Genomic DNA, 20,842 nt, shown 5'->3' with positions numbered 1-20,842 from the left:
GGCTCTCGCCGGGGGATTGCGTAGTGGGGGGATTGCGCTGCGGGGCAGGGGCTTTCGACCCTGGCCGGGGACGGGGTGTCCTGGCAGGGTCGGGGGTGACGGTTCGGAGGCGAAGCCCCCGCAGCACGCCAAGCAGAGGGTCCGTAGACCCTGTGAACGAGCGAACGAGCGACAGCGGGGGCTTTGCCGCGTGGCTGGGTCCGCGTCACGTCGCCGCGCCGCGCCGGCCGCATCACACTGTCGCCACGCGGTGACCGCGTGACGCGTCGGAGGGCAGCCGCGCGTGTGGCTGCCCTCCGAGCGTCGACCTGATCGATCAGCCGATGTAGCCGCCGTCATCGCAGCCCGTGACCCAGAACACCTTGTGCTTGGTGTCTGCGCCGATGGAGCCGGGTGCGTTGACCGTCAGCTTGACGTGGTAGCCCTGCTGCGGGTGCGCCTCGACGCCCGTGAAGCCGCCATTGAGGTCGTAGAAGACCTCCGCATCGAGATCGGTACCGCCTCCTGCTGCGTCCTCGCCGATGTCGACGAAGTTCTGCAGGATCAGTCCGGTGCCGGTCGGCGGGTGCATCTCGAACGTCACCGTCGCGTTGCCGACTCCCTCGTCGAAGCCGTAGAAATCGACTTCGAAGAAGCAGCCGACGTGCGGCTCGTTGTCAGGATGCGAGTCGAACTCGACTCCGTCGATCTTGACCGTCCCGTTGTTCCCCGGCGGGTCGGCGAGAGCCGAGCCGGGCAGGGCGATCATCGCGAATACCGCTCCCGCGAGTACCGCAGTGAACCAGTGCTTGCGTCCGCGCCGAACACGCGCGTCATGCATGCTGCCTACCTCCCCTATGTTGCGTCCCAGGGGTGGAGTTCCCCCTATGTGCCGCTCCGAGTGGTCGGAGCGCTACGAAGAGTAGTCGCGGTTGACGATGCTGTCATGGGTCATCTGGTGGCGTTCGGGCGCGTCAGCCCTCGCGCCATGTCATCGAGCCCTCAGGCCATGTCATCGAGATACAGGGGCAGCATCTCGCGCCAGGTGGGCCAGTCGTGGTCGTGGTCGTGCGACCACAGGTCGACCCGGTTGGGGATTCCTCTCTCGCCGAGCACGTGGGCCACCCGCCACGACTCGCCGGGGTCCTCCCAGCGGCCCTGCCCGCAGGCCAGCACGACGAAACGGCTTCGCAGCATGTCGAGCTCCCAACCGTCGTCGAGGTCCGGGAGATAGTGGAGCGGCGACGAGAAGTAGAAGTCGTCGTTCCAGTGGCCGTGCAGCCGATCGCTGAGGTCGTATGAGCCGCTCATGCAGATGGCGAGCCGGAACACGTCTGCGTGCCGGCAGATCACCTCGAGAGCCCAAAAGGCCCCGATCGAGGCTCCGGCGGTGACGATCTCGGTCGAGTCGTCACGGCAGTCGGCCCGAATCGCAGGTACCACCTCTTCGCGGATCACGGCGTCGAACTGATTCTGCAGCCACATGCTGTGACGGGGGTCGTCCTTCCTCGTCCACGATCGGCCGGCGCCGCTGTCGACGGAGTACACCTTGATCCTCCCAGCCGCCATGAGGGGGGCGATCGAGTCGATGAGTCCGAACCGCTCGGCCTCCTCGGCGTCGCCGCCGGCGGTCGGGAAGAGGAGGACGGGTACACCGACGGCGCCCCAGCGCACGAGGCGCATCTCCTGTTCGATCCTGTCCGAATGCCAGGCCTCGACGGCCTTCACCTGGAGAGCCGGTCCTGCTCGGTCTTGCGCCAGAACCCGATGAGCCCCCAGAAGTGCTCGGTGAAGTGGTCGACCTCGTGCGCCGGAAACACGGCGGCCACCTTGCGGCGGATGGCATCTTTGGCCCTTTCCTCGGCGAAGTAGGCGAGGGCGACCTCGTCGAGGTCCTTCAGGTACGTGTCGCAGAACGAGGCGAACTCGACGGCGTCGAACCGCTCCCGGGCGATCGCAGCCATCGCCTCGAGCTTCACCCCGTCGTTCGCCTCCGAATCGGCGATCTCGAGGAACGGATCCCAAGCGAGATCGAGCCGCATGCGGCGCTTCGTCGCCGCGCAGTAGAGAGACCACCGCAGCAGGGCCTTCACCAGCCACGGCAGGTGGTAGTGGAGCGACGTCACCTGGGAATCCGGGTTGGCATTGGCGAAGTCGATCGGGTGGAACACGCCGTCCTTGCGGAGCGCTTCGACCGAGTTGAAGTCCCACCCGAAGAAGCAGTTGATGACGAGGGCCACGTCTGTGAGGTGGCGCCACTCCTGGTCGTCGACGAACTCGAACTCCACCTTGTATCGGTCGTGGAGCACGGCCGCCGGGTCGTACCTCATGAGGTTGACCTGCGGCCCCACCCCCAGGGCCCGAACGAACAGGTCGAACGGCCAGACCGCCTCCTGCAGGTGCATGATCCGGGTGCCGGACGAGTCGTAGGCAGCTTGGAGCTCGGCGTAGTCGTCGATTCGGGACACGCCGACCCAGGCCCCTCCGTCGTACGGCTTGAGGAACGACGGATAGCCCACCTTGTCGCCGACCTCGCGCAGGTCGAACATCTGGGCGTACTGCTCGAGGGTCGTGTGGAGGTCGTCTGCGTGCTCGTACTCCTTGGGAGGCAAGAGCCAGGTATTCGGAACCGGCATCCCGAGCCGCATCATGGCGGCGTACGAGGTGTGCTTCTGCATGGCCTGGAGGGTGAACGGGTTGTTCAGCACGTAGAGCCCGTTCATCACCACGGCCTTCTTGATCCACTCCCGGCTGGTGTGGTACCAGGGCGTGAGCCGGTCGAGGACGACGTCGTACGCGACCGGCTGGACGAGGTCGAACGGCTCGATCGTGATGCGTTCGGCCGCGAAGTCGATCGTTTCGCCGCCCATCGACACCGTGGGATCCAGCTCGGCGAGGATGTCCTCGTAGTAGATCGGCCAGCAGAGGTCGGCCCCGAGTGAGAGCCCGATGCGGCGGGTCGACCTGCTCATGGCCTTCAAGCTAATGCGGGCGGTTGGGCTGCGCTCAGGCGAGCACGTGCGCCAATGCCTTGCCCAACCGATCCCGCCAGTTGTGCCAGTGGTGGCCGTCCGGCGCTTCCTCGTAGATGACCTCACTGTGGTGACCGAGCGCCTCGGCCATCATCCGGTTGTCGACGGCGAGGTTCTCGTAGGCGCCGCACGCCATGGCGATCCGCTTGGGGACGCTGCCGGGGGCTTCGAGAACGCGGCGCGTGAACTCCACGATCCGGTCGAACTGCGCACCGCGTCCCTTCTGGTCGTCGCGGGCCGTCACGAAGGAGCCGGAGAGCAGGACGAGGCCGCCGAAGTCGTGGCCGAGCCGCATCGCCGTGCTCAACGAGGCGACGCCGCCGAGGCTGGCGCCGAGCAGGATCCACCGCCTCGGGTCGGTGGCCACCCGGTGGCGGCGGGAGACGTGACGGATCACCGCATCGACGTGGTCGGCGTGTCCCGGGTCGTCCCCATACTCGTCGAGGCGGTTGACCGGGTCCGTCATGACTGCGATCAGCGGGGGAATGAGGCGGCGGGAGATGAGCCCGTCGAGCGAGGCGACCAGGTCTGCGTGGCGCCGGAAGTCGCCACCGTCGTGGACGACGACCAGGGGATACGGGGCGGCCTCCGGATAGCCGATCGGGAGGTACGTGGTGACCTCGCGGATGGCGTGAAACGACGGCGAGCGCACCCGCGACGTGTACAGCGACCCGTGCGGCGCAGTCGGATCGACCCACTCCGGGACGGCGTATCCCGGCCCGTTCACGACCGAGTTGAAGCCGAAGGGATCGGACGCGGTGCGTGGATTGAGAGGGTCGGGTCGGAGCTCCTCGTGGCCGCCGGTGACGGCCGCGACTTTGTACTCGATGCGTGAGCGGGGCGGCAATGCGAGGGTCACGGCCCACAGGTCCCGGTTGATCTGGCGCATCGAGGGGAGGGCGCCGAGGCGAGCCATGAAGTGCTTCGGGGTGACCGAGTCGGCCGCACCGACGTGGACGATCGACGGGTGGTGGCGCCGCAGCAGCCGAGCCGCCAGCGAACGGGCGCGCTGCGCCGCATCGGAAGGGTGGAGATGGGCGAGTGCCGCCAGTTCCGGTGGCGCGACGCCCGCGAGGGTATTCATGGCGTCGGGAGGTTAGGGGAGGAGCGTCGGGTGGTATCTCTGGTAGCTCCACCGTGTGTGCCGCCGACCAGAGAGCTTCGACCCCGGCGCGCTGGATCGGCTCTCCGGCTGCTGCCACTCGACGCACGCTGATTCCCGGCACCGCCACGCCGGTGTGGCGTAGGTTTCTAGGTCACAACTCACGTGTCACATCGGAAGGGGAACGCATGGCGCGGATCATGACGCTGGGAGCTCAGTCGCGGCGCTACGTGCTGCGTGGTACGGCCGAGACGATCATCCCCGACTTCCGCGACATCGCCTTCGACTGCAACTTCGTCTCAGACGCGGTGAACGGCGCCCCCAAGATCCGGGTGTCCGTCGGCGAGGTGTTCAAGGGCAAGCCGAGCGAGATCCGGATCGAGATCATCCCGCCGGAGACGACGACGCCGGGGACCGGCCTGCCCGGGACCGGCCTGCCCGGGACAACCGGACCGCTCGTCACCGAGGTCACATTCGAGGACCCGAGTCGTCCCCCGGCCGTCGTCGGCCGCGGTGTCGAGGTGCTGGTTTCGGGTGCGCCCACCACCCTGGAGAGAGACGCCGCCCCGGAGCTGCCGGTCGAGGGCGACACGGTCGCCGACCCCGGCGTCGTGACCGATCCCGGCGGGGCGACGCCGCCGGGGACAGTGGAGATGGTCAACGACCACCGCGGTCCGATCCGCGGCATCGACAGGGTCAGTGGTGACATGGTGGTGTTCGAAGACCCGTTCCCGCCGCCCAATGACCCGCTGCCGCCCTTCGAGCCCCCGCAGCCGCCCGGCGGCGGTGGTGGTGGCGGCGGGCGCGAGGTGATCGAGCGCGATCTGGTCCCGGGCACCGACCCCGGAGGGCGCTGGAGGGTGCGGCTCCACAACCTCGCCGACCACGAGCGCGAGTTCTTCATCGACGTCGACTACCCGGAGTCGGTGCAGAGCCTCGTCACCACCCGGGTGCCGTTCCAGCTCGTCAACCGCTCCTTCGCAGAGGCGCTGCTGCTGATGCGCCCCTACCTCTTCGTCAACAAGGGCCGGGCGACGTTGCAGTTCACCGGCGAGTTCAAGAAGCTCACCGGTATCGACGACGTCGTCACCAGCGTCAACGACCGGCTGGAGAACATCGCGCTGGAGAGCCTCTCGATCCGGTTGGGCCGGGAACCACAATTCGGGATGCCGGCCGTCATGGTCGGGCTCGAGCTCGAAGAGCGCGGCGACGAGGTCGACGTCTTCGGGCCGGATGGCAACATCGGCGACATGTCACTGCAGCTCGCCCTCGTCCTCTGGCTCCTCCCCCCGCCTACCACCAACTTCTTCGCCACCGCGGTGCAGCGCCACAACGGCACCGTCATCCCCCGCAGGCTCCTGGTGCTCGCCACCATCGCAGCCCACCCGGACCTGCAGGGCATCTGGGTGAACGTCCTCGACTGGCTCAAGGATGTCCTCGGCGGCGACTCGTTCGACGACACGATCAAGGACATGGTCTCCAAGGCGCAGGCCTCGCTGAACACCGCCATGCGCGACGGTGGCGCGGTCTACGTGCAGGATGTGCTCACCCACCTGGTGGAGCGCGACCACGTCATCCACAGCATCACGGCCGACGCCACCGACCTCATCGTCCAGCACCACGCCTTGTACGACCCGCTGGGGCGCTTCAACCTCCCCGACGGCGGCGAGGTCGTCGTGCTCGGTGACGACGGGTCGCCGCCGGAGGGCTCGCCCGCCGGTACGCCGGGCGTCATCGCCGGACCGGCGTTGGGCGACGAATCGCCGGCGGTCGGTCCCGTCGTCACCACCCCGGTGCGCCCCCCGTTCGGGCCCCTCCTCCCCGACGTGGGGCCGCCCGAGATCGGGCCCGTCACGACGGATCCCGACCCGGCGCCGGTGGCCACCCGGGTCGAGCACATCGTCTTTCTCATGATGGAGAACCGCTCCTTCGACCACATGTTGGGTTACCGCGCCCTCAAGGGCCACGATGTGCGCGGCCTCGCGGGTAACGAGCAGAACGCCATCCCCGACGGCAACCGCCCCTACCGGGTGAAACATCTCACCAAGACCAAGGGCATCCCCAGCCCTTGCCATGAGTTCCACTGCGTGGCCGAACAGGTCGCCGAGGGCGCCATGACCGGCTTCGCCGCCAACTACGCGCGGCGCAGCGCCGTCACCGACCCCGGCTTGGCGATGGGCTATTACACCGAGGCCGAGCTGCCGATGTACGAGTTCGCCGCCAACAACTTCGCCATCTGTGACGCCTGGTACGCGTCGCATCCCGGCCCGACATGGCCCAATCGCTTCTGCGCCACCACGGGGGCCACCCCCGAGATCGACAACTTCGACATCGGCGACGACCGCATCGGCTACTTCAACGGCACATCGATCTTCGACGTGCTCAACCGATTCGGCGTCGACTGGTGCTACGCCGAGGGCAACATCGCCTTCCTGCGCATGTTCGACCGCTACCGGCTCGACATCCGCAACGTCATACCGTTCACGGACGACTTCCAGCAGGGGATCGCCGACACCTGGGAGAACCGCGTGAAGACGGGGCGGCTACCGGCGGTCTCCTACATCGACCCCCGCTACATCGACGTGCCGCCGTCGTTCGACGCCAACGACGACCTGCCGCCCACCGACGTGTGCTTCGGCCAGCAACTGGTGCGGCGCATCTACAACCTGTTGAAGGACGCCCCCACGTGGTCGGGCACACTGTTCGTGGTCACGTACGACGAGCACGGCGGGTTCTTCGACCACGTGGCGCCGCCGGGCACGCCTCCGGCGGACGACCCTTCGCCGCAGCCCCAGGTGCATCGCGATGGTGCCGTCCACCTCGGGGTGCGGGTGCCGGCGCTCGTCATCTCGCCCTGGGTCGACGCCGGGACGGTCGTCACCACCCTGCTCGATCACACGTCGATCATCAAGACGATCCTGCACCGCTTCGCCCCCGCCGAGCACGCAGACGGCGCGTTGTTCGGGCCCCGCACCCAGGCGGCCAACAGCCTGCTCGACGAGCTGCGGGCGACCCCGCGCACCGACCGGCCGGTGGCTCCGCAGTTCACGTGCGCCTCCGACGTCCGCGCTCGGGGGCCGGCCTCGGCGCTGGAGCGAGACGACTTCCACACCGGGATGCGGTTCCTCGCCCTCCCGGCCGATCGGCGGGAGGCGCTCATGGGCTGAGCCGGGGGCTCCTTCCGCCGGCGATAGTGGTGGTGGTTCGGTTTCTGTCGTTGGCGCGTGGCATCATCGAACACATGTTCGATTCGATGGTGTTGGAAGCAGCGGCACCCGACGATGGGTTCGTCGGTCTCGAGGCGGGACTCCTCGACGAGTGGCGCCGCGAGCTGGTTGACCTCGAAACCGAGATCGCCCGACTCCGCTCCCGGCAGGTCTGGCTGGTCCGGCAACTCGAGTCGTGGGGAGAACCCCGCCGATACGGGTTCGCCACGATGCGTCACTACCTGGCGGGAACCTGCGACATCTCGGCACACACCGCCGCTGCCCTCACCGACACTGCCGACGCGTCCCGGCGCGACCCGGTCTGGGTCGACATGGCGTCCCGCGGAACCGCATCGTTCGACCGGACCGTCGCCATGTCACGCCTCGCCGCCTGCGGAGCCGACGACGCCACCCTCGACGACGCCGACAGGATGGACATCGCCGGCGTGCGGCGCCTCACCGCCCACCAACGACGAATGACTCGCCGAGACGAGCACCAAACCCACCAAGACCGATTCGTCAGGCTGCAACCCCGGATCGACGACTCGGGATGGGACCTATCCGGGTTCCTCCCCGCCGTTGGCGGCAAACTCGTCGAGGAACGCCTCGCCGCCCTCGGAGACACCCTCCCGGTTCCCCCGTGGGAAACCGTGACGAGGGGACAACGCAACGCCGACGCTCTCGTCATCCTCGCCACCGGCACCGGCGACGGCGGCTGCGATGATGGCGATGGTGGTGGTGGTGGTGTGTCGCCGGATCCGTCGGTGACGATCTTCGTCGACGCCCGCCAAGACGGTGACGGGGACGGGTACGTCGCGACCGTGGCGGCCGGACCCCGAGTCGGACCAGCCACCCTCGAAGCGTTACTGTGCCACGGCCGCATCGACGTCATCGGCGTCACCCGTACCGGGATCCCGGTGACGTTCGGGGACGCCACCACCGCCATCCCGGCCCGTATCCGCCGCTACGTCCTCGCCCGCGACGGTGGCTGCACCGCGCAGGGCTGCACCTCCCGGTACCGGCTCGAACCCCACCACATCCAGGCCCGCCGCCACGGCGGAAACCACGACCCCGCCAACCTCACGACCCTGTGCTGGTACCACCACCACGTCGTCGTCCACCAAGGCGGCTACCACATCGACCCGAAGAGCCCCCCCAAGCAACGGCGCTTCACCGCTAGCCCACCCCGAGCCCCACCCTGAGCCAGGCAGACCGGCGGTGGTCCCGGAGGACGCTGGGTGAGGCTCGGATCGGTTCTGTGGGACGTGGAACTGAAGTAGCGCGCACGGGCCGACGACCTGCAAGGCTCCCGCCTGGCCGACGGGGGGCGACCTATCCAGGCGTTCACGTCTATCCAGACGCTCTCGTCTATTGCAAGCGTTCTCGTAGGCACAGCGCCCGCGGTTGGGCGCGATGAGGCGAGGCGTCCTACTCCTCGTCCTTCGGGGGGCTGTCCCAATCCTGGACGTCCTTGCCGGCCTCTCTCGCCAAGATGTCGAGGGCTGCCGCTGCCCCTGCCCCCGCCGAGATGATCGCCTGACTGCGGGTCGGCCGGGCGGTACGCCCGACGACGTAGGCCCGGTCGACCGAGGAGCGCCCGTCCTGGTCGACGACCGCCCGCCCCGCCTCGTCGAGTCGGATTCCGAGCGCAGTGGCAAGCGTCGGGTTCTTCCCCTCCGTGAGGATCACGTAGGACGATGTGTCATCGGGACCGTCCTCGAGGGTGACCTTGAAGCCGGCGTCGGTCTTCTCGACGCTCGCCACCGCGGCGTCGACGAGGGTCCCGCCGAAGCTGCGCACCTGATGGCGCCCGATCGCTTGGAGGTCGCTACCGAGGATCTTCTCGATGCCGAGGTAGTTGTGCAGCTCGGCGAAGTGCATCGCCGTCTTGTCCTGCCCGTACACCACGACGTCGTGTCCGTTCTTGGCGAGGAAGAGGGCGGCGCTCAGGCCGCCGGGTCCGTCACCAACGATGATCACCTTCGCCACATCGTCTCCCATCGCTCGTCGATCCCGCAAGTTAGGGGTACGAGGACGTCACTACGGACGGTTCGAAGCACGCTGAGGCCTGATTTGGCGTCGTTGGCGGGTAGTCGTATCATTGCGGCCCGGCCCGCGGTGCGGGCTGGGTTTTGTCGTGGCAGAAAGACGACGTTTTCCACGGTGCCCGAGGGTACGTCGTCGAGCCGCTCCCGAAATCCAGGGTGGCGGTTGCCAACGACCATGGAAGGACTCGGAAACGGCGGCGCCGGTCGCCGTCCATCCCGGGACGGTCACCTAGAGGTGCAGCTGGATGAAGGTCGCAGCGTCGGCCAAGAAGATGTGTGAGAAGTGCCGGATCATCCGGCGGCATGGCCGCGTCTGGGTGATCTGCCCCAATCCTCGACACAAGCAGCGACAGGGGTAACGAGATGGCTCGAATCGCAGGTACCGACCTCCCGAGGGACAAGCGCGTCGAGATCGGCCTCACCTACATCTTCGGCATGGGCCGCTCCCGCTCGCTCGACACCCTCACGGCTCTCGACATCGACTTCGACACCAAGGTCCGCGACCTGACGGACGCCGAGGTCGTCAAGATCAGGCAGTTCATCGACGCCAACTACAAGGTCGAAGGCGATCTGCGCCGCGACGTCGCACAGAACATCAAGCGCAAGATCGAGATCGGGTGCTACCAGGGGCTTCGCCACCGGCGCGGCCTGCCCGTCAACGGTCAACGAACCCACACGAACGCCCGGACCCGCAAAGGCAAGCGCGTGCCGATCGCGGGCAAGAAGAAGGTCACGAAGTAGGGATACGCTCAGACACATGGCGAAACAGCAACAGCGCAGACGGCGCGTCAAGCGGTCCATCCCACACGGACAGGCCCACATCAAGGCGACGTTCAACAACACGATCATCACCATCACCGACCAGGAGGGTGGCGTGATCGCGTGGACATCCGGAGGCTCGGTCGGGTTCAAGGGCTCCCGAAAGTCGACGCCGTACGCCGCCCAAGTCGCTGCGGAGCAGGCCGCCCGCAAGGCAGGCGAGATGGGGGTACGCAAGCTCGACGTCATCGTTCGCGGCTCCGGGTCGGGCCGGGAGACCGCCATCCGCACCCTGCAGAACATGGGCATCGAGCTGACGGGCATCAAGGACGTGACGCCCGTTCCCCACAACGGTTGCCGCCCCAAGAAGCGGAAGCGGGGCTGACATGGCGCGTTACATCGGTCCCCGTACCAGGAAGAGCCGCCGGGCCCGCCAACTCCTCGACGAGAACAAGGCGAAGTACTTCGACCGCCGCCCGTACCCACCGGGCGAGCACGGCCGGGGCAGGATCCGCGAGTCTCAGTACCAGATCCAGCTCCAGGAAAAGCAGAAGCTGCGCCACATCTACGGCGTGCTCGAGCGGCAGTTCCGGCGGTACTACCACGAGGCGGCCCGCCAGTCCGGCATCACGGGCGAGAACCTGCTCCGTCTGTTGGAGTCCCGCCTCGACAACGTCGTGTACCGGGCAGGCTTGGCGAGGACGAGGCCACAGGCCAGGCAGCTCGTCAACCACGGGCACTTCCTCGTGAACGGCAAACGGGTCGACATCCCGTCGTACCAAGTGCGTCAGGGCGTCGTCATCACGCTGCGAGAACGCTCGAGCGAGCTGTTCCCGGTCCAGCAGGCCGTCGACACGATCGACCGGCCGAGCCCCGAGTGGCTCGATGTCGACGAGTCGAACCGGAGGGTGACCGTGACGACTCTGCCGAGCCGTCCCCAGATCGACACCCAGATCCAGGAACAGCTCGTCGTCGAGCTGTATTCGAAGTAAGACCCCGAGAAACTGAGGAGCGCCGCGTGCTCATCGTTCAGCGACCCCAAATCGAAGAGGAGCCAGTCTCCGAAGTCCGGTCTCGATTCATCGTCGAGCCGCTCGAGCCCGGCTTCGGCTACACGCTCGGGAACACGTTGCGCAGGACCCTTCTGTCGCGGATCCCAGGCGCCGCCATCACGTCGGTTCGCATCGACGGTGTGCAGCATGAGTTCTCGACGATCGACGGCGTCGTCGAGGACGTCGTCGACTTCATCCTCAATCTCAAGCAGGTGGTGCTTCGCATGGACGTGGACGAGCCGCAGACGCTCTACCTGTCCGCCCGCGGCAAGACCGAGGCGACCGCGGCAGCCCTCAAGGCACCGGCGGGGGTCGAGGTCGTGAACGGCGACCTCCACCTCGCGAGCCTTTCGAGCAACGGCAAGCTGGAGGTCGAGCTGACCGCCGAGCGCGGGGTCGGGTACCGCAGTGCCGAACGCAACAAGCGCAGCGACACCATCGGCGTGATGCCGATCGACTCGATCTTCTCGCCGGTCCGCAGGGTCGCATACAAGGTCGACAGCACCCAGGTCGGTCAGATGACGAACTTCGACAAGCTGATCCTCGACGTCGAGACGGACGGGTCGCTCTCCCCGAGCGAAGCCGTCTCGTCGGCCGGGAAGACGCTTCGTGAGCTGCTCGGCCTCTTCGCCGACATCGACGAAGGCGTCGGCCTCGAGCTCGGCGACGTGGTGGCGGCCGAGTCGTCCTCGCCCGACCTCGACCTCCCGATCGAGGCGCTCGACCTCTCCGAGAGGCCCCGCAACTGCCTGCGGAGGGCGCAGATCCACACGGTCGGCGAGCTGGTGCTCAAGACGGAGGACGACCTGCTCAACATCACGAACTTCGGGCAGAAGAGCCTCGAAGAGGTCACGGCGAAGCTCGACGAGCTCGGGTTGTCCCTTCGCTCCGCAATCGATACGGATCCCATCGGAGTCGAGTGATGCCGAAGCCGAAGAAGGGACCGCGGCTCGGTGGGAGCCCAGGCCACCAGGACAAGATCCTCGCCAATCTGGCAACCTCGCTGATCTTCGAGGAGCGCATCACGACGACGGTCGCCAAGGCGAAGCTGCTGCGCCCGTATGTCGAGAAGATCGTCACGAAGGCACGGCGCGGCGACCTCCACTCTCGCCGCCTGGTGCTCAGGGACATCACCGACGTCGAGGCGGTCACGAAGCTGTTCGACGACGTGGCTCCCCGCTACGAGACCAGGCCGGGTGGCTACACCCGCATCGTGAAAGTCGGTCCTCGCAGGGGCGACGGTGCCGAGATGGCGCTCATCGAGTTCGTATAGGCATGCCGAGAGTCTGAGGGGCGGGCTCGTGGCAGCATCCGGGCGCCCTCCCATATCACGGCGATTCGAGTTGCTCGGCCTCCTCGAGGCGTACGCCCCATCAGCCGCCGAGCAGCGAGCCCACGCCGAGATGCTCGACCTGATCTCGGGGCCCGGCGACCCATTCTCGAAGTATCGCTACGAACCGGGTCATTTCACCGTGGGCTGCTACGTGCTCTCCCGTGATCGCTCGAGCGTCGCCCTCGTGCATCACCGCCGCATCGGGACGTGGCTCGAGCCCGGCGGCCACGTCGATCCGGATGACCCCTCGGTCGTCGCCGCCGGCCTGCGCGAGCTGCGTGAGGAAACGGGGCTGGCATCGGTCGTCCGGCTCGGCGAAGGGCTGCTCGACGTCGACTCGCATCCCATCCCATCCCATCGGGCCGAGCCTCACCACCGGCACCTCAACCTGAGCTTCGCCTTCGTCGCCGCGGGCGACGAGACGCTGCAACACGACCCTGCCGAGTCGCACGATGCCCGTTGGCAGCCCGTGACCCAGGTCGCCGAGCTGACCGAGGACGCCGCCGTACGCCGGGCGGTGGGCAAGCTTCGACGTCTCGCAGGCTGACCCTCGCAGGCAGACATGGCGTGGCTGGGCGTCCGGAGGGCCGGTGCGGCGTGAGTCTGCGACCCGGCGCGCGCGCCCCTAGCATCGCCGGATGCAGGAGGTTTGGCCCCGCCTCTTCCAGGCGGTTCGACTGAGGCGCGACGCCTTCGTCTGGATGGATTTCAACGACAGGGCAACCGGAGATGCGTTGCTCCTCGTCGTCGGTACGAGGGTGCTCCTCTTTCTCGGATTCAGCGGCGTCGGCGCCATCGGCGTCTCTCTGGGCTGGCTCGAGGCACTCTTCGGCACGATCCTCGGCGGGGTCATCTTCTGGTTGTGGTTCTCGGGCCTCAGCCACGTCATCGGGCGCTACGTGTTCGAGGGAGGAACGACGTTCGCGGCGACCATGCGCATCTCCGGGTTCGCCTATCCGACCCAGCTCGTCCAGATCGCGGCGGCCTACTTCGTGAGCTCCCTCCTCGCCTTCCTCGTCGCAGCCGTCTGGTTCCTGGCGATCTGCGCCGCCGGTATCCACCACACGGCCGATCTCCCGAACGACAAGGCGTGGCTCACGGTGATCGGCGCCGTAGCCGGTTACCTGGCCATCACGGCGATCTTCCGTGGGCTCTTCGCTGGTTTGCCGCTCTGAGGTCATATCGCCTCGACCTGGCCTACGACGGGACCCCGTTCCGGGGCTACGCCACGCAGCCGGGTGTACCCACCGTTCAGGGCGCCCTCGAGGAAGCGCTCTTCCGCCACACCGGCGAGGTCGAGACGTCGGTCGCCGGCAGGACCGACGCCGGAGTGCACGCCTCGGCCCAGGTGGTCGGATTCGCCACGGACGTCGAGCTCGACGGGCAATTGGTCGTGCGCTCGCTCAACCGCCAGTTGGCTCCCCACATCGCCGTCACGAGCCTGGCGATGCTGAGCGCGCCGTTCTCGGCACGATTCGATGCGACGTGGCGCTCGTACGACTACCTCATCGTCGACGGCGGGCCCCCGGATCCGTTCACGGCTCATTTCTCGTGGCAGATCGACCACGATCTCGACGAGGCTGCCATGAACTCGGCGGCCGGAGCCTTTCTCGGAGAGCACGACTTCGCGTCCCTGTGTCGCAAGGCGGACGGGCGGAGCAGCGTGCGCCGGGTCGCGGAAGCGGAATGGACCCGAACCGCACCTTCCAGGCTGCGGTACCACGTCGCGGCAGGCTCGTTCTGTCACCAGATGGTTCGGTCGATGGTCGCCATCTGCGTCGACGTCGGGAGGGGGAAGGTGGCGCCCGCGGACGTCGCCGGGATGCTCTCGGCAAGGGATCGAGGGGCGGCGAGAGGAGTGGCGCCGCCTCACGGACTCACGCTCGTCGGTGTCGGCTATGCCGAGGAGCACGGTGGGCCACTCGTGGCGGCCCTCCGGTGGTGAGCTCGGCCGACCCCGGGACCTGTGCACTGCCGGGCGTCTCCAGTGAGCCGTCTATGTGCCGAGGCAGAGCCCGAGGTCGTTGGCGGTCTTGATCCAGGCATGGTCGGGCGGCACCGTGCTGCGCCTCCCGGCCACCTCCGACAGCGGGACGGCGACGATCTCGTCGTTGCGCAGCGCCACCATGACGCCGTGGGCGCCCTCGGCGGCGAGGTTGGCGGCCGACGTCCCCATCCGGGTCGCAAGGACTCTGTCGGCAGGGGAAGGGGTTCCGCCGCGCTGCACGTGTCCCAGGATGGTCACCCTCGCCTCGAGTCCCGTCAGCTCCTCGAGCCGGCGCGACAGGCGAGGTGTGTTCTCCTGTTGGGCGGCGACTAGGTCGGCCAGCTCCTTGGACGCCACCTCGAGGTCGGTCCCCTCCGCCGTCTCACAGCGCAGCTCGGCGGCCTCGATCGCTCGGGCGTCCTCTTGCGACCTGGCGCCCTCGGAGACCGCGACGATGCTGAACGTGCTGCCTCCGGCCCGACGGGCCTTGATGGCCTCTGCGATCGCCTCCGGGTCGTAGGGGATCTCGGGCAACAGGATGACGTCGGCGCCTCCAGCGATCCCTGCTCCCAGCGCCAGCCAGCCTGTCTTGTGACCCATGATCTCGACGACGATGATCCTGTGGTGCGAATGGGCGGTCGAGTGGAGCCGGTCGATCGCCTCCGTTGCGATCCCCAGAGCGGTGTCGAAGCCGAACGTGACGTCGGTGCCGTACACGTCTCGATCGATCGTCTTCGGGAGGGTGATGACCGGCAGTCCATGCTCTGACAACCTGGCGGCATTCTTCTGAGTCCCGCCCCCTCCGAGGCAGATGACCGCGTCGAGGTGGTGCTGGGCGGCGTTCTGGATGATGACGTCCGTCATGTCCATCTCGACGCCGCCGACGTCCATGCGGTGCGGTTTCTCCCTGCTGGTGCCGAGGATCGTGCCGCCCATCGTCAGGATGCCCGACAGCGCGTCGCCCTCGAGGCGTACGAAGCGGTTCTGCATCATTCCCTTGAAGCCGTCTCGGAAGCCGATCACCGTCATCCCGTGCTTGCGGATCGCCGTCTTTCCGATGGCGCGGATGGCGGCGTTGAGCCCGGGTGAGTCTCCGCCGGACGTGAGTATCCCGATGTGCTTCGCCATGCTCCCCGAATCGCTCGCGACCGGGTGATCGTAAACCGGCACCGCCGCGGTGCAATCCAGGTTTGGCGATCGCGGGTGGCCTGTCGTATCATGCTGGCCCGCTCCCGGAGTTCCCGGGGGTGTTCTTGTGTCCCGAGGACCACTGTGAAACCCAAGCTGCAGAAGACGTTCACGCCCACGCCGGCCGACATAGAGCGCGTGTGGTACGTCGTCGACGCCGCAGGAATCCCGCTCGGGAGGCTCGCTTCCGATGTCGCCCAGATCCTCAGGGGCAAGCACAAGCCGACATTCGCGCCCCACATGGACGGGGGCGACTTCGTGGTCGTGGTCAACGCCGAAAAGGTGGCGGTCACCGGCGCCAAGGAGCTCTCGAAGATGTACTACCGCCACTCGGGCTACCCGGGCGGCTTGCGCGGCATGAACCTCGAGCAGATGCGGGGCCGCTACCCGGAGCGCATCATCGAGACCGCCGTGAAGGGGATGCTGCCGAAGAATCGGCTCGGCCGGCAGGTGATCACGAAGCTGAAGGTGTACGCCGGGCCGGATCATCCCCACACAGCGCAGGCCCCGCAGCCACTCACGGTCGCCGCCAAGCGCTCCAGAAACGAGGTCGATGCCTGATGGCGAGCCCAATCGTCCAGGCGACGGGTCGCCGCAAGAGCGCCGTTGCCAGAGTGCGACTCTACGAAGGGTCGGGCCAGTTCACGCTGAACGGCCGGTCCCTCGACGACTACTTCCCGCAGAACGCGCTGCGCCTGCGCGTCCTCGAGCCGATGAAGGCCGTCGAGGCCGAGGGTCGTTTCGACGTGAAAGCAACCATCGAGGGTGGCGGTTTCACGGGACAGAGTGACGCGCTGCGCCTCGGCATCGCCAGGGCGCTCGTGGGGGCCGACCGAGAGCTCCGTCCGGCGCTCAAGCGCGCCGGGTTCCTCACTCGAGACGCCCGCAGGGTCGAGCGCAAGAAGTACGGCCTGCGCAAGGCGAGGCGGGCGCCGCAGTTCACGAAGCGCTGACGGTTCGGAGGGTCCGAGCCGCGGAGCGATGGAGGTCCCAAGTGGTGGTCGACGGGGGCCGCTTGTTCGGAACCGATGGTGTGCGCGGCCGGGCGAACGACGTCCTAACCGCCGACCTGGCGTTCGACCTCGCCAAGGCAGCAGGGGAAGGTTCCGAGGGTCTCGTCGTCATCGGCCGCGATACCCGGCGTTCCGGCTCGATGCTCTCGTCGGCATTGCACGCAGGGTTCAACGCCGTCGGTGTCGACACGGTCGACCTCGGCGTCATTCCGGTCGGCGGCGTCTCGCGTCTCGTGAGGGACACCGCCGCCGGCTTCGGAGTGATGGTGAGCGCCTCGCACAACCCGGCCGAGGACAACGGCATCAAGTTCTTCGGACGAGACGGCGCCAAGCTGTCCGACGAGCGCGAGGACGAGATCGAGGTTCGCTACCGGAGGGGCGCCCCGTGGGCGAGGCCGCTCGGTCCCCTCGTCGGCATGCAGTCCCGGATGGCTGATGCCGTCGACCGCTACATCGACCACCTCGTGGCGGGCGCCGCCTACTCGCTGCGTGGGATGCGCTTCGTGGTCGACTGCGCCAACGGCGCCTCGTATGCGGCCGCTCCGCAGTTGTTCAGGCGCCTCGGCGCAGACGTCGAGGTCCACAACGCCGAGCCGGACGGCATGAACATCAACCTGGGGTGCGGAGCCACCCACCCCGAGTACCTGGCTGAGAAGGTGGGCGGTCGCGTCGGGTTCGCCTTCGACGGCGATGCCGACCGCCTCATCGCCGTCGACGAGAACGGCGATGTGTGCAACGGCGATGTCGTCATGGCGATCTTGGTGAAGCAGCTGATCGACCTCGGCAAGCTGAAGCGGCGGGTGGTCGTGACGACGGTCATGGCCAACCTCGGTTTCAAGAAGGCGATGGAGCACCTCGGAGTCGTCGTCCTCGAGACGGCAGTCGGCGACCGATACGTCCTCGAGGAGATGCGACGGTCGCGTGCTGTGCTCGGAGGCGAGCAGTCCGGCCACATCGTCCTCGAGGATCGCGCCACCGGAGACGGGCTGCGCAGCGCCCTGCGGCTCGCCGGCGCGATGGCGTCGACGGGCCGAGAGCTGCGAGAGCTGCGAACCGTCATGACCGAGTATCCACAGGTGCTGCAGAACGTCCCGGTCGCCAACCGCGCCGCCCTCGACGGGGCGACGGCGGTCTGGGACGCGGTTGCCGAGGCGCAGGCCGAGCTGGCAGACCGGGGTCGCATCCTCGTCAGGGCGTCCGGTACGGAGCCGCTCGTGAGGGTGATGGTGGAAGCCGCAGACGCCGACACGGCCAGCGGTGTCGCCTCCTCGCTCACGGAAGTCGTTCGCCGCGAGCTCGGGTGAACGAAGACGTCGGACTAGACAGTCGGTGCGCTTCAGAAACGGTGCCGATTGACCGCGATTCGGTCCTATGCTCTGAGCAAACCTACAACCGATCAGGAACATCGTTCTTGCAGCGCCTGCCCTCACAGTCTCCTGTGAGGTGACGAGGGAGAGGGATCATCGAGCAGTCGGCGGGTACCCTCTCGGCCGCCCACGGTCGTGACAGGTGGGGCGAAAGCCCGGAGGCGACTTCGGGGACAGAGACCCCCTGACGTGGGAGAGCGTGCATTGCACGTTCTTCTTCTCGTTGTTCCGGATCCTGACCTCGTGGAGGTTGCGCGCGCATGTGCGGAATCATGGGATACGTCGGGCCGAGACAAGCCGCCCCCTTGTTGCTCGACGGGCTACGACGCCTCGAGTACCGGGGATACGACTCGGCCGGGATCGCCGTCACGAACGGATCGATCCAGGTTCGCAAGGCGCAGGGAAAGATCCAGCGCCTCGCCGATCTGCTCGAGAGCGATCCGCTCACCGGGAAGATCGGCATCGGCCACACGAGGTGGGCGACCCACGGGGTGCCGAGCGACCTGAACGCTCACCCCCACACCGACCCGTCGGGCCGATTCGTGGTGGTGCACAACGGGATCATCGAGAACTTCCAGGACCTTCGGGACGAGTTGATCGCCCAGGGCCACGAGTTCACGTCGCAGACCGACACCGAGATCCTCGCCCACCTCGTCGCCGACCTGTACGAGGGTGACCTGGTCGCCTCCGTGCGCGCCGCCGTTGCCCGCGCCGAAGGTGCGTACGCCCTCGTCGTCATGTCGATGCACGATCCCGGCACCATCGTGGCAGTGCGAAGGATCAGCCCGCTCGTCGTGGGACTGGGCGAAGGCGAGACGTTTCTGGCCTCCGACATCCCCGCGGTGCTGCACCACACGAGGGACTTCCTCATCATCGAGGATGGTGAGCTGGTCGTCGTGACCCAGGACGGAGCCATCGTCGAGACGATCGAGGGCGCTCCCGTCGATCGTGCGGTGACGCACATCGAATGGGACGCGGCACAAGCCGAGCGCGGCGGCTTCGAGCACTTCATGCTCAAGGAGATCCACGAGCAACCGGCCGTCATCACGGAAACGCTCGCCGGGCGCCTCGAGCAGGACGGATCCGTTTGGCTGGAAGACGTGAAGTTCGACGATGCTTTTGCGTCGCAGCTCGACGAGATCTGGATCACAGCGTGCGGTACCGCCTACCACGCCGGGCTCGTCGGAGGCGAGATATTCCGCAAGCTCCTCAGAGTGCCGGCGACGGTCGAGTACGCCCACGAGTTGCGCTACAACGACCCGCTGATACGCCGCGGGAGCCTCGCCGTCGCCATCAGCCAGTCCGGCGAGACCGCCGACACGCTGGCGGCGGCTCGGCTCGCCCGGGAGCGCGGCTCTCGGCTCATGGCGCTGACGAACGTCGTCGGAAGCACTCTGAGCCGGGAGGCGGACGACGTCCTGTACACGAGGGCCGGGCCCGAGATCTCGGTTGCATCGACGAAGGCGTATTTGGCGATGCTCATCGCCCAGTACCTGCTGGCATTGAGGATCGGCAAGGCGAGGGGCGTGGTCGACCAGGGCATCGCCGACCGGGTGGCGCACGGGCTCCACCTCCTGCCGTCCCACGTCGCCGCGGTTCTTCAGGACGACACGGTGGTGCTGGCGGCTGCCGAGCGCCTCGCCGCCGCCCAGGATGTGTACTTCATCGGCCGAGGCCTCGACTACGCGGTGGCCATGGAGGGCTCGCTCAAGCTCAAGGAGGTCAGCTATCTCCACTCGGAGGCGATGCCGGCGGGCGAGCTGAAACACGGAACCCTGGCGCTCGTCACCCAGGATGTACCGGTCGTCGTCGTGTTGACCCAGCAGGCGGTGTACGAAAAGACGATCTCGGCGATCCAGGAGGTCAAGGCGCGCGGCGGTCACGTCATCGCGGTCGCCTACGAGGACGATGCGTCGATCGGCCGCCATGCCGATATGGTGATCCCGATTCCACGCACCGACGACCTTCTCGGCCCGGTGACCGCCGTCGTCCCGCTGCAGCTCCTGGCGTACCACGTCGCCAGGCTGCGCGGGCACGACATCGACCAGCCGAGAAACCTCGCCAAGAGCGTCACGGTGGAATGAACGGGCCAGCCCGTTCTGGGCATCAGGCAGGTTCAACACGGGCTAAGGACGCGATAGCCATTGCTCATCGGTGGCGCCATCCGTACAATCGACGGCGGGACGACAGGGACGCAACCTGGTAGGAGGATTCCATGGAAAAGCGACGGCTCCGTGCCGTACTCGTGACGCTGTTCGCCGTCATCGGCATGTCGGTCATCGCCATCCCGGCGAGCGCCGATGTCACCGGTGAGGAGGGCTGCACGCCCGGTTATTGGAAGAACCACACCGACAACTGGCTGGAAGACGAAGAGGGGAACCGGTCGTACGAAACCGATGACCTCTTCAGCGACATCTTCGGTGTCGACCACGGCGACGTGACGCTGCTCGAGGCTCTCGACGGCGGAGGCGGATCCGGCATCGCCGGGGCGCAGGAGATCCTCGCTCGTGCCGCGACCGCAGCACTGCTGAACTCGGCACACGAGGGGCTCGGCTACCCGTTGCGGCGCGACAGCGCCACCGCGGCAGGCCCCGCCATCTTCGATGCTGTCCAGTACGTGTGGGACAGCGGCAGCCGGAGGAAGATCCTGAAGCTGGCGAGGTTCCTCGACGAGCTCAACAACCTCGGCTGCCCACTCAACTAGCCGACCAATCGAATACGTCCCCCGATGGGCCGCGCCGCACCGGCGCGGCCCATCTGCGTGTCACGATGACGC

General features: G+C 67.5%; 21 protein-coding genes and 1 pseudogene. 16 read left to right on the top strand and 6 right to left on the bottom strand.

Features of this window, described 5'->3' with window-relative positions; all coding sequences use genetic code 11:
• Positions 1-316: 316 nt before the first annotated feature.
• The 4 genes from VGC47_09270 to VGC47_09255 all read right to left on the bottom strand — a co-directional run bounded on the left by VGC47_09270 (position 317) and on the right by VGC47_09255 (position 4,095).
• A complete protein-coding gene (locus tag VGC47_09270; protein ID HEX9855491.1) occupies positions 317-748 on the bottom strand; it encodes a hypothetical protein in 432 nt (143 codons plus the stop codon).
• 233 nt (positions 749-981) lie between these two features.
• Positions 982-1,707, bottom strand: coding sequence for an alpha/beta hydrolase-fold protein (locus VGC47_09265; protein ID HEX9855490.1), 726 nt, complete (start codon positions 1,705-1,707; stop codon positions 982-984).
• On the bottom strand, positions 1,704-2,951 hold the full coding sequence (locus VGC47_09260; protein HEX9855489.1) for a hypothetical protein: 1,248 nt from the start codon (positions 2,949-2,951) through the stop codon (positions 1,704-1,706). Before VGC47_09260 ends, VGC47_09265 begins: the two co-directional genes overlap by 4 nt.
• A gap of 34 nt (positions 2,952-2,985) precedes the next feature.
• Positions 2,986-4,095, bottom strand: coding sequence for an alpha/beta hydrolase-fold protein (locus VGC47_09255; protein HEX9855488.1), 1,110 nt, complete (start codon positions 4,093-4,095; stop codon positions 2,986-2,988).
• A 206-nt stretch (positions 4,096-4,301) separates the two neighbouring features.
• Between VGC47_09255 and VGC47_09250 the strand changes: the two genes are divergently transcribed.
• Positions 4,302-7,280: an alkaline phosphatase family protein gene (locus VGC47_09250; protein HEX9855487.1), complete on the top strand. Its 2,979-nt coding sequence runs from the start codon at positions 4,302-4,304 to the stop codon at positions 7,278-7,280.
• A gap of 74 nt (positions 7,281-7,354) precedes the next feature.
• On the top strand, positions 7,355-8,521 hold the full coding sequence (locus VGC47_09245) for a DUF222 domain-containing protein (protein HEX9855486.1): 1,167 nt from the start codon (positions 7,355-7,357) through the stop codon (positions 8,519-8,521).
• A 226-nt stretch (positions 8,522-8,747) separates the two neighbouring features.
• Here the strand turns inward: VGC47_09245 and VGC47_09240 are convergent, their stop codons facing one another.
• Positions 8,748-9,320, bottom strand: coding sequence for an FAD-dependent oxidoreductase (locus VGC47_09240; GenBank protein ID HEX9855485.1), 573 nt, complete (start codon positions 9,318-9,320; stop codon positions 8,748-8,750).
• A 292-nt stretch (positions 9,321-9,612) separates the two neighbouring features.
• Here VGC47_09240 and rpmJ point away from each other — a divergent pair, with 292 nt between their 5' ends.
• From rpmJ to truA, 9 genes and pseudogenes are all read left to right on the top strand, one after another.
• Positions 9,613-9,726, top strand: a complete 114-nt coding sequence (gene rpmJ / locus VGC47_09235; protein ID HEX9855484.1) for a 50S ribosomal protein L36 — start codon at positions 9,613-9,615, stop codon at positions 9,724-9,726.
• 4 nt (positions 9,727-9,730) lie between these two features.
• The gene (rpsM, locus tag VGC47_09230) at positions 9,731-10,108 is read left to right on the top strand and encodes a 30S ribosomal protein S13 (protein ID HEX9855483.1); all 378 of its coding nucleotides are present in this window, start codon (positions 9,731-9,733) and stop codon (positions 10,106-10,108) included.
• Positions 10,109-10,124: 16 nt separating this feature from the next.
• Positions 10,125-10,511 carry a 30S ribosomal protein S11 gene (gene rpsK / locus VGC47_09225; protein ID HEX9855482.1) on the top strand — a complete coding sequence of 129 codons (387 nt, stop codon included), beginning with the start codon at positions 10,125-10,127 and terminating at the stop codon, positions 10,509-10,511.
• Position 10,512: 1 nt separating this feature from the next.
• Complete coding sequence (gene rpsD, locus VGC47_09220; protein HEX9855481.1) at positions 10,513-11,118, top strand: 30S ribosomal protein S4; 606 nt, start codon at positions 10,513-10,515, stop codon at positions 11,116-11,118.
• A gap of 26 nt (positions 11,119-11,144) precedes the next feature.
• On the top strand, positions 11,145-12,101 hold the full coding sequence (locus tag VGC47_09215; GenBank protein HEX9855480.1) for a DNA-directed RNA polymerase subunit alpha: 957 nt from the start codon (positions 11,145-11,147) through the stop codon (positions 12,099-12,101).
• Positions 12,101-12,448: pseudogene (rplQ, locus tag VGC47_09210) on the top strand (50S ribosomal protein L17). The gene VGC47_09215 and the pseudogene rplQ overlap by 1 nt, the downstream one beginning before the upstream one ends.
• A 31-nt stretch (positions 12,449-12,479) precedes the next feature.
• The gene (locus VGC47_09205; protein HEX9855479.1) at positions 12,480-13,058 is read left to right on the top strand and encodes an NUDIX hydrolase; all 579 of its coding nucleotides are present in this window, start codon (positions 12,480-12,482) and stop codon (positions 13,056-13,058) included.
• A 91-nt stretch (positions 13,059-13,149) separates the two neighbouring features.
• Entirely contained in the window at positions 13,150-13,686 is a 537-nt protein-coding gene (locus VGC47_09200) for a YIP1 family protein (GenBank protein HEX9855478.1), read from the top strand.
• Positions 13,602-14,456, top strand: coding sequence for a tRNA pseudouridine(38-40) synthase TruA (truA, locus tag VGC47_09195; protein HEX9855477.1), 855 nt, complete (start codon positions 13,602-13,604; stop codon positions 14,454-14,456). Before VGC47_09200 ends, truA begins: the two co-directional genes overlap by 85 nt.
• Positions 14,457-14,507: 51 nt before the next feature.
• On the opposite strand, the gene VGC47_09190 is transcribed toward truA, so the two are convergent.
• Positions 14,508-15,626, bottom strand: a complete 1,119-nt coding sequence (locus VGC47_09190; protein HEX9855476.1) for an ATP-dependent 6-phosphofructokinase — start codon at positions 15,624-15,626, stop codon at positions 14,508-14,510.
• A 156-nt stretch (positions 15,627-15,782) separates the two neighbouring features.
• On the opposite strand from VGC47_09190, the gene rplM reads away from it, so the two are divergent.
• The 5 genes from rplM to VGC47_09165 all read left to right on the top strand — a co-directional run bounded on the left by rplM (position 15,783) and on the right by VGC47_09165 (position 20,770).
• Complete coding sequence (rplM, locus tag VGC47_09185; protein HEX9855475.1) at positions 15,783-16,247, top strand: 50S ribosomal protein L13; 465 nt, start codon at positions 15,783-15,785, stop codon at positions 16,245-16,247.
• On the top strand, positions 16,247-16,639 hold the full coding sequence (gene rpsI / locus VGC47_09180) for a 30S ribosomal protein S9 (GenBank protein ID HEX9855474.1): 393 nt from the start codon (positions 16,247-16,249) through the stop codon (positions 16,637-16,639). The genes rplM and rpsI overlap by 1 nt, the downstream gene beginning before the upstream one ends.
• Before the next feature lie 41 nt (positions 16,640-16,680).
• Entirely contained in the window at positions 16,681-18,003 is a 1,323-nt protein-coding gene (glmM, locus tag VGC47_09175) for a phosphoglucosamine mutase (protein ID HEX9855473.1), read from the top strand.
• Positions 18,004-18,326: 323 nt separating this feature from the next.
• On the top strand, positions 18,327-20,150 hold the full coding sequence (gene glmS / locus VGC47_09170) for a glutamine--fructose-6-phosphate transaminase (isomerizing) (protein HEX9855472.1): 1,824 nt from the start codon (positions 18,327-18,329) through the stop codon (positions 20,148-20,150).
• Positions 20,151-20,281: 131 nt separating this feature from the next.
• Positions 20,282-20,770 carry a hypothetical protein gene (locus VGC47_09165; GenBank protein HEX9855471.1) on the top strand — a complete coding sequence of 163 codons (489 nt, stop codon included), beginning with the start codon at positions 20,282-20,284 and terminating at the stop codon, positions 20,768-20,770.
• Positions 20,771-20,842 lie beyond the last annotated feature (72 nt).

Source organism: Acidimicrobiia bacterium (assembly GCA_036396535.1).
Lineage (GTDB): Bacteria > Actinomycetota > Acidimicrobiia > Spongiisociales > UBA5794 > DASWKR01.
Note: the sequence above shows the minus strand (reverse complement) of the source record. Positions and strands in the feature narration are given on the sequence as shown.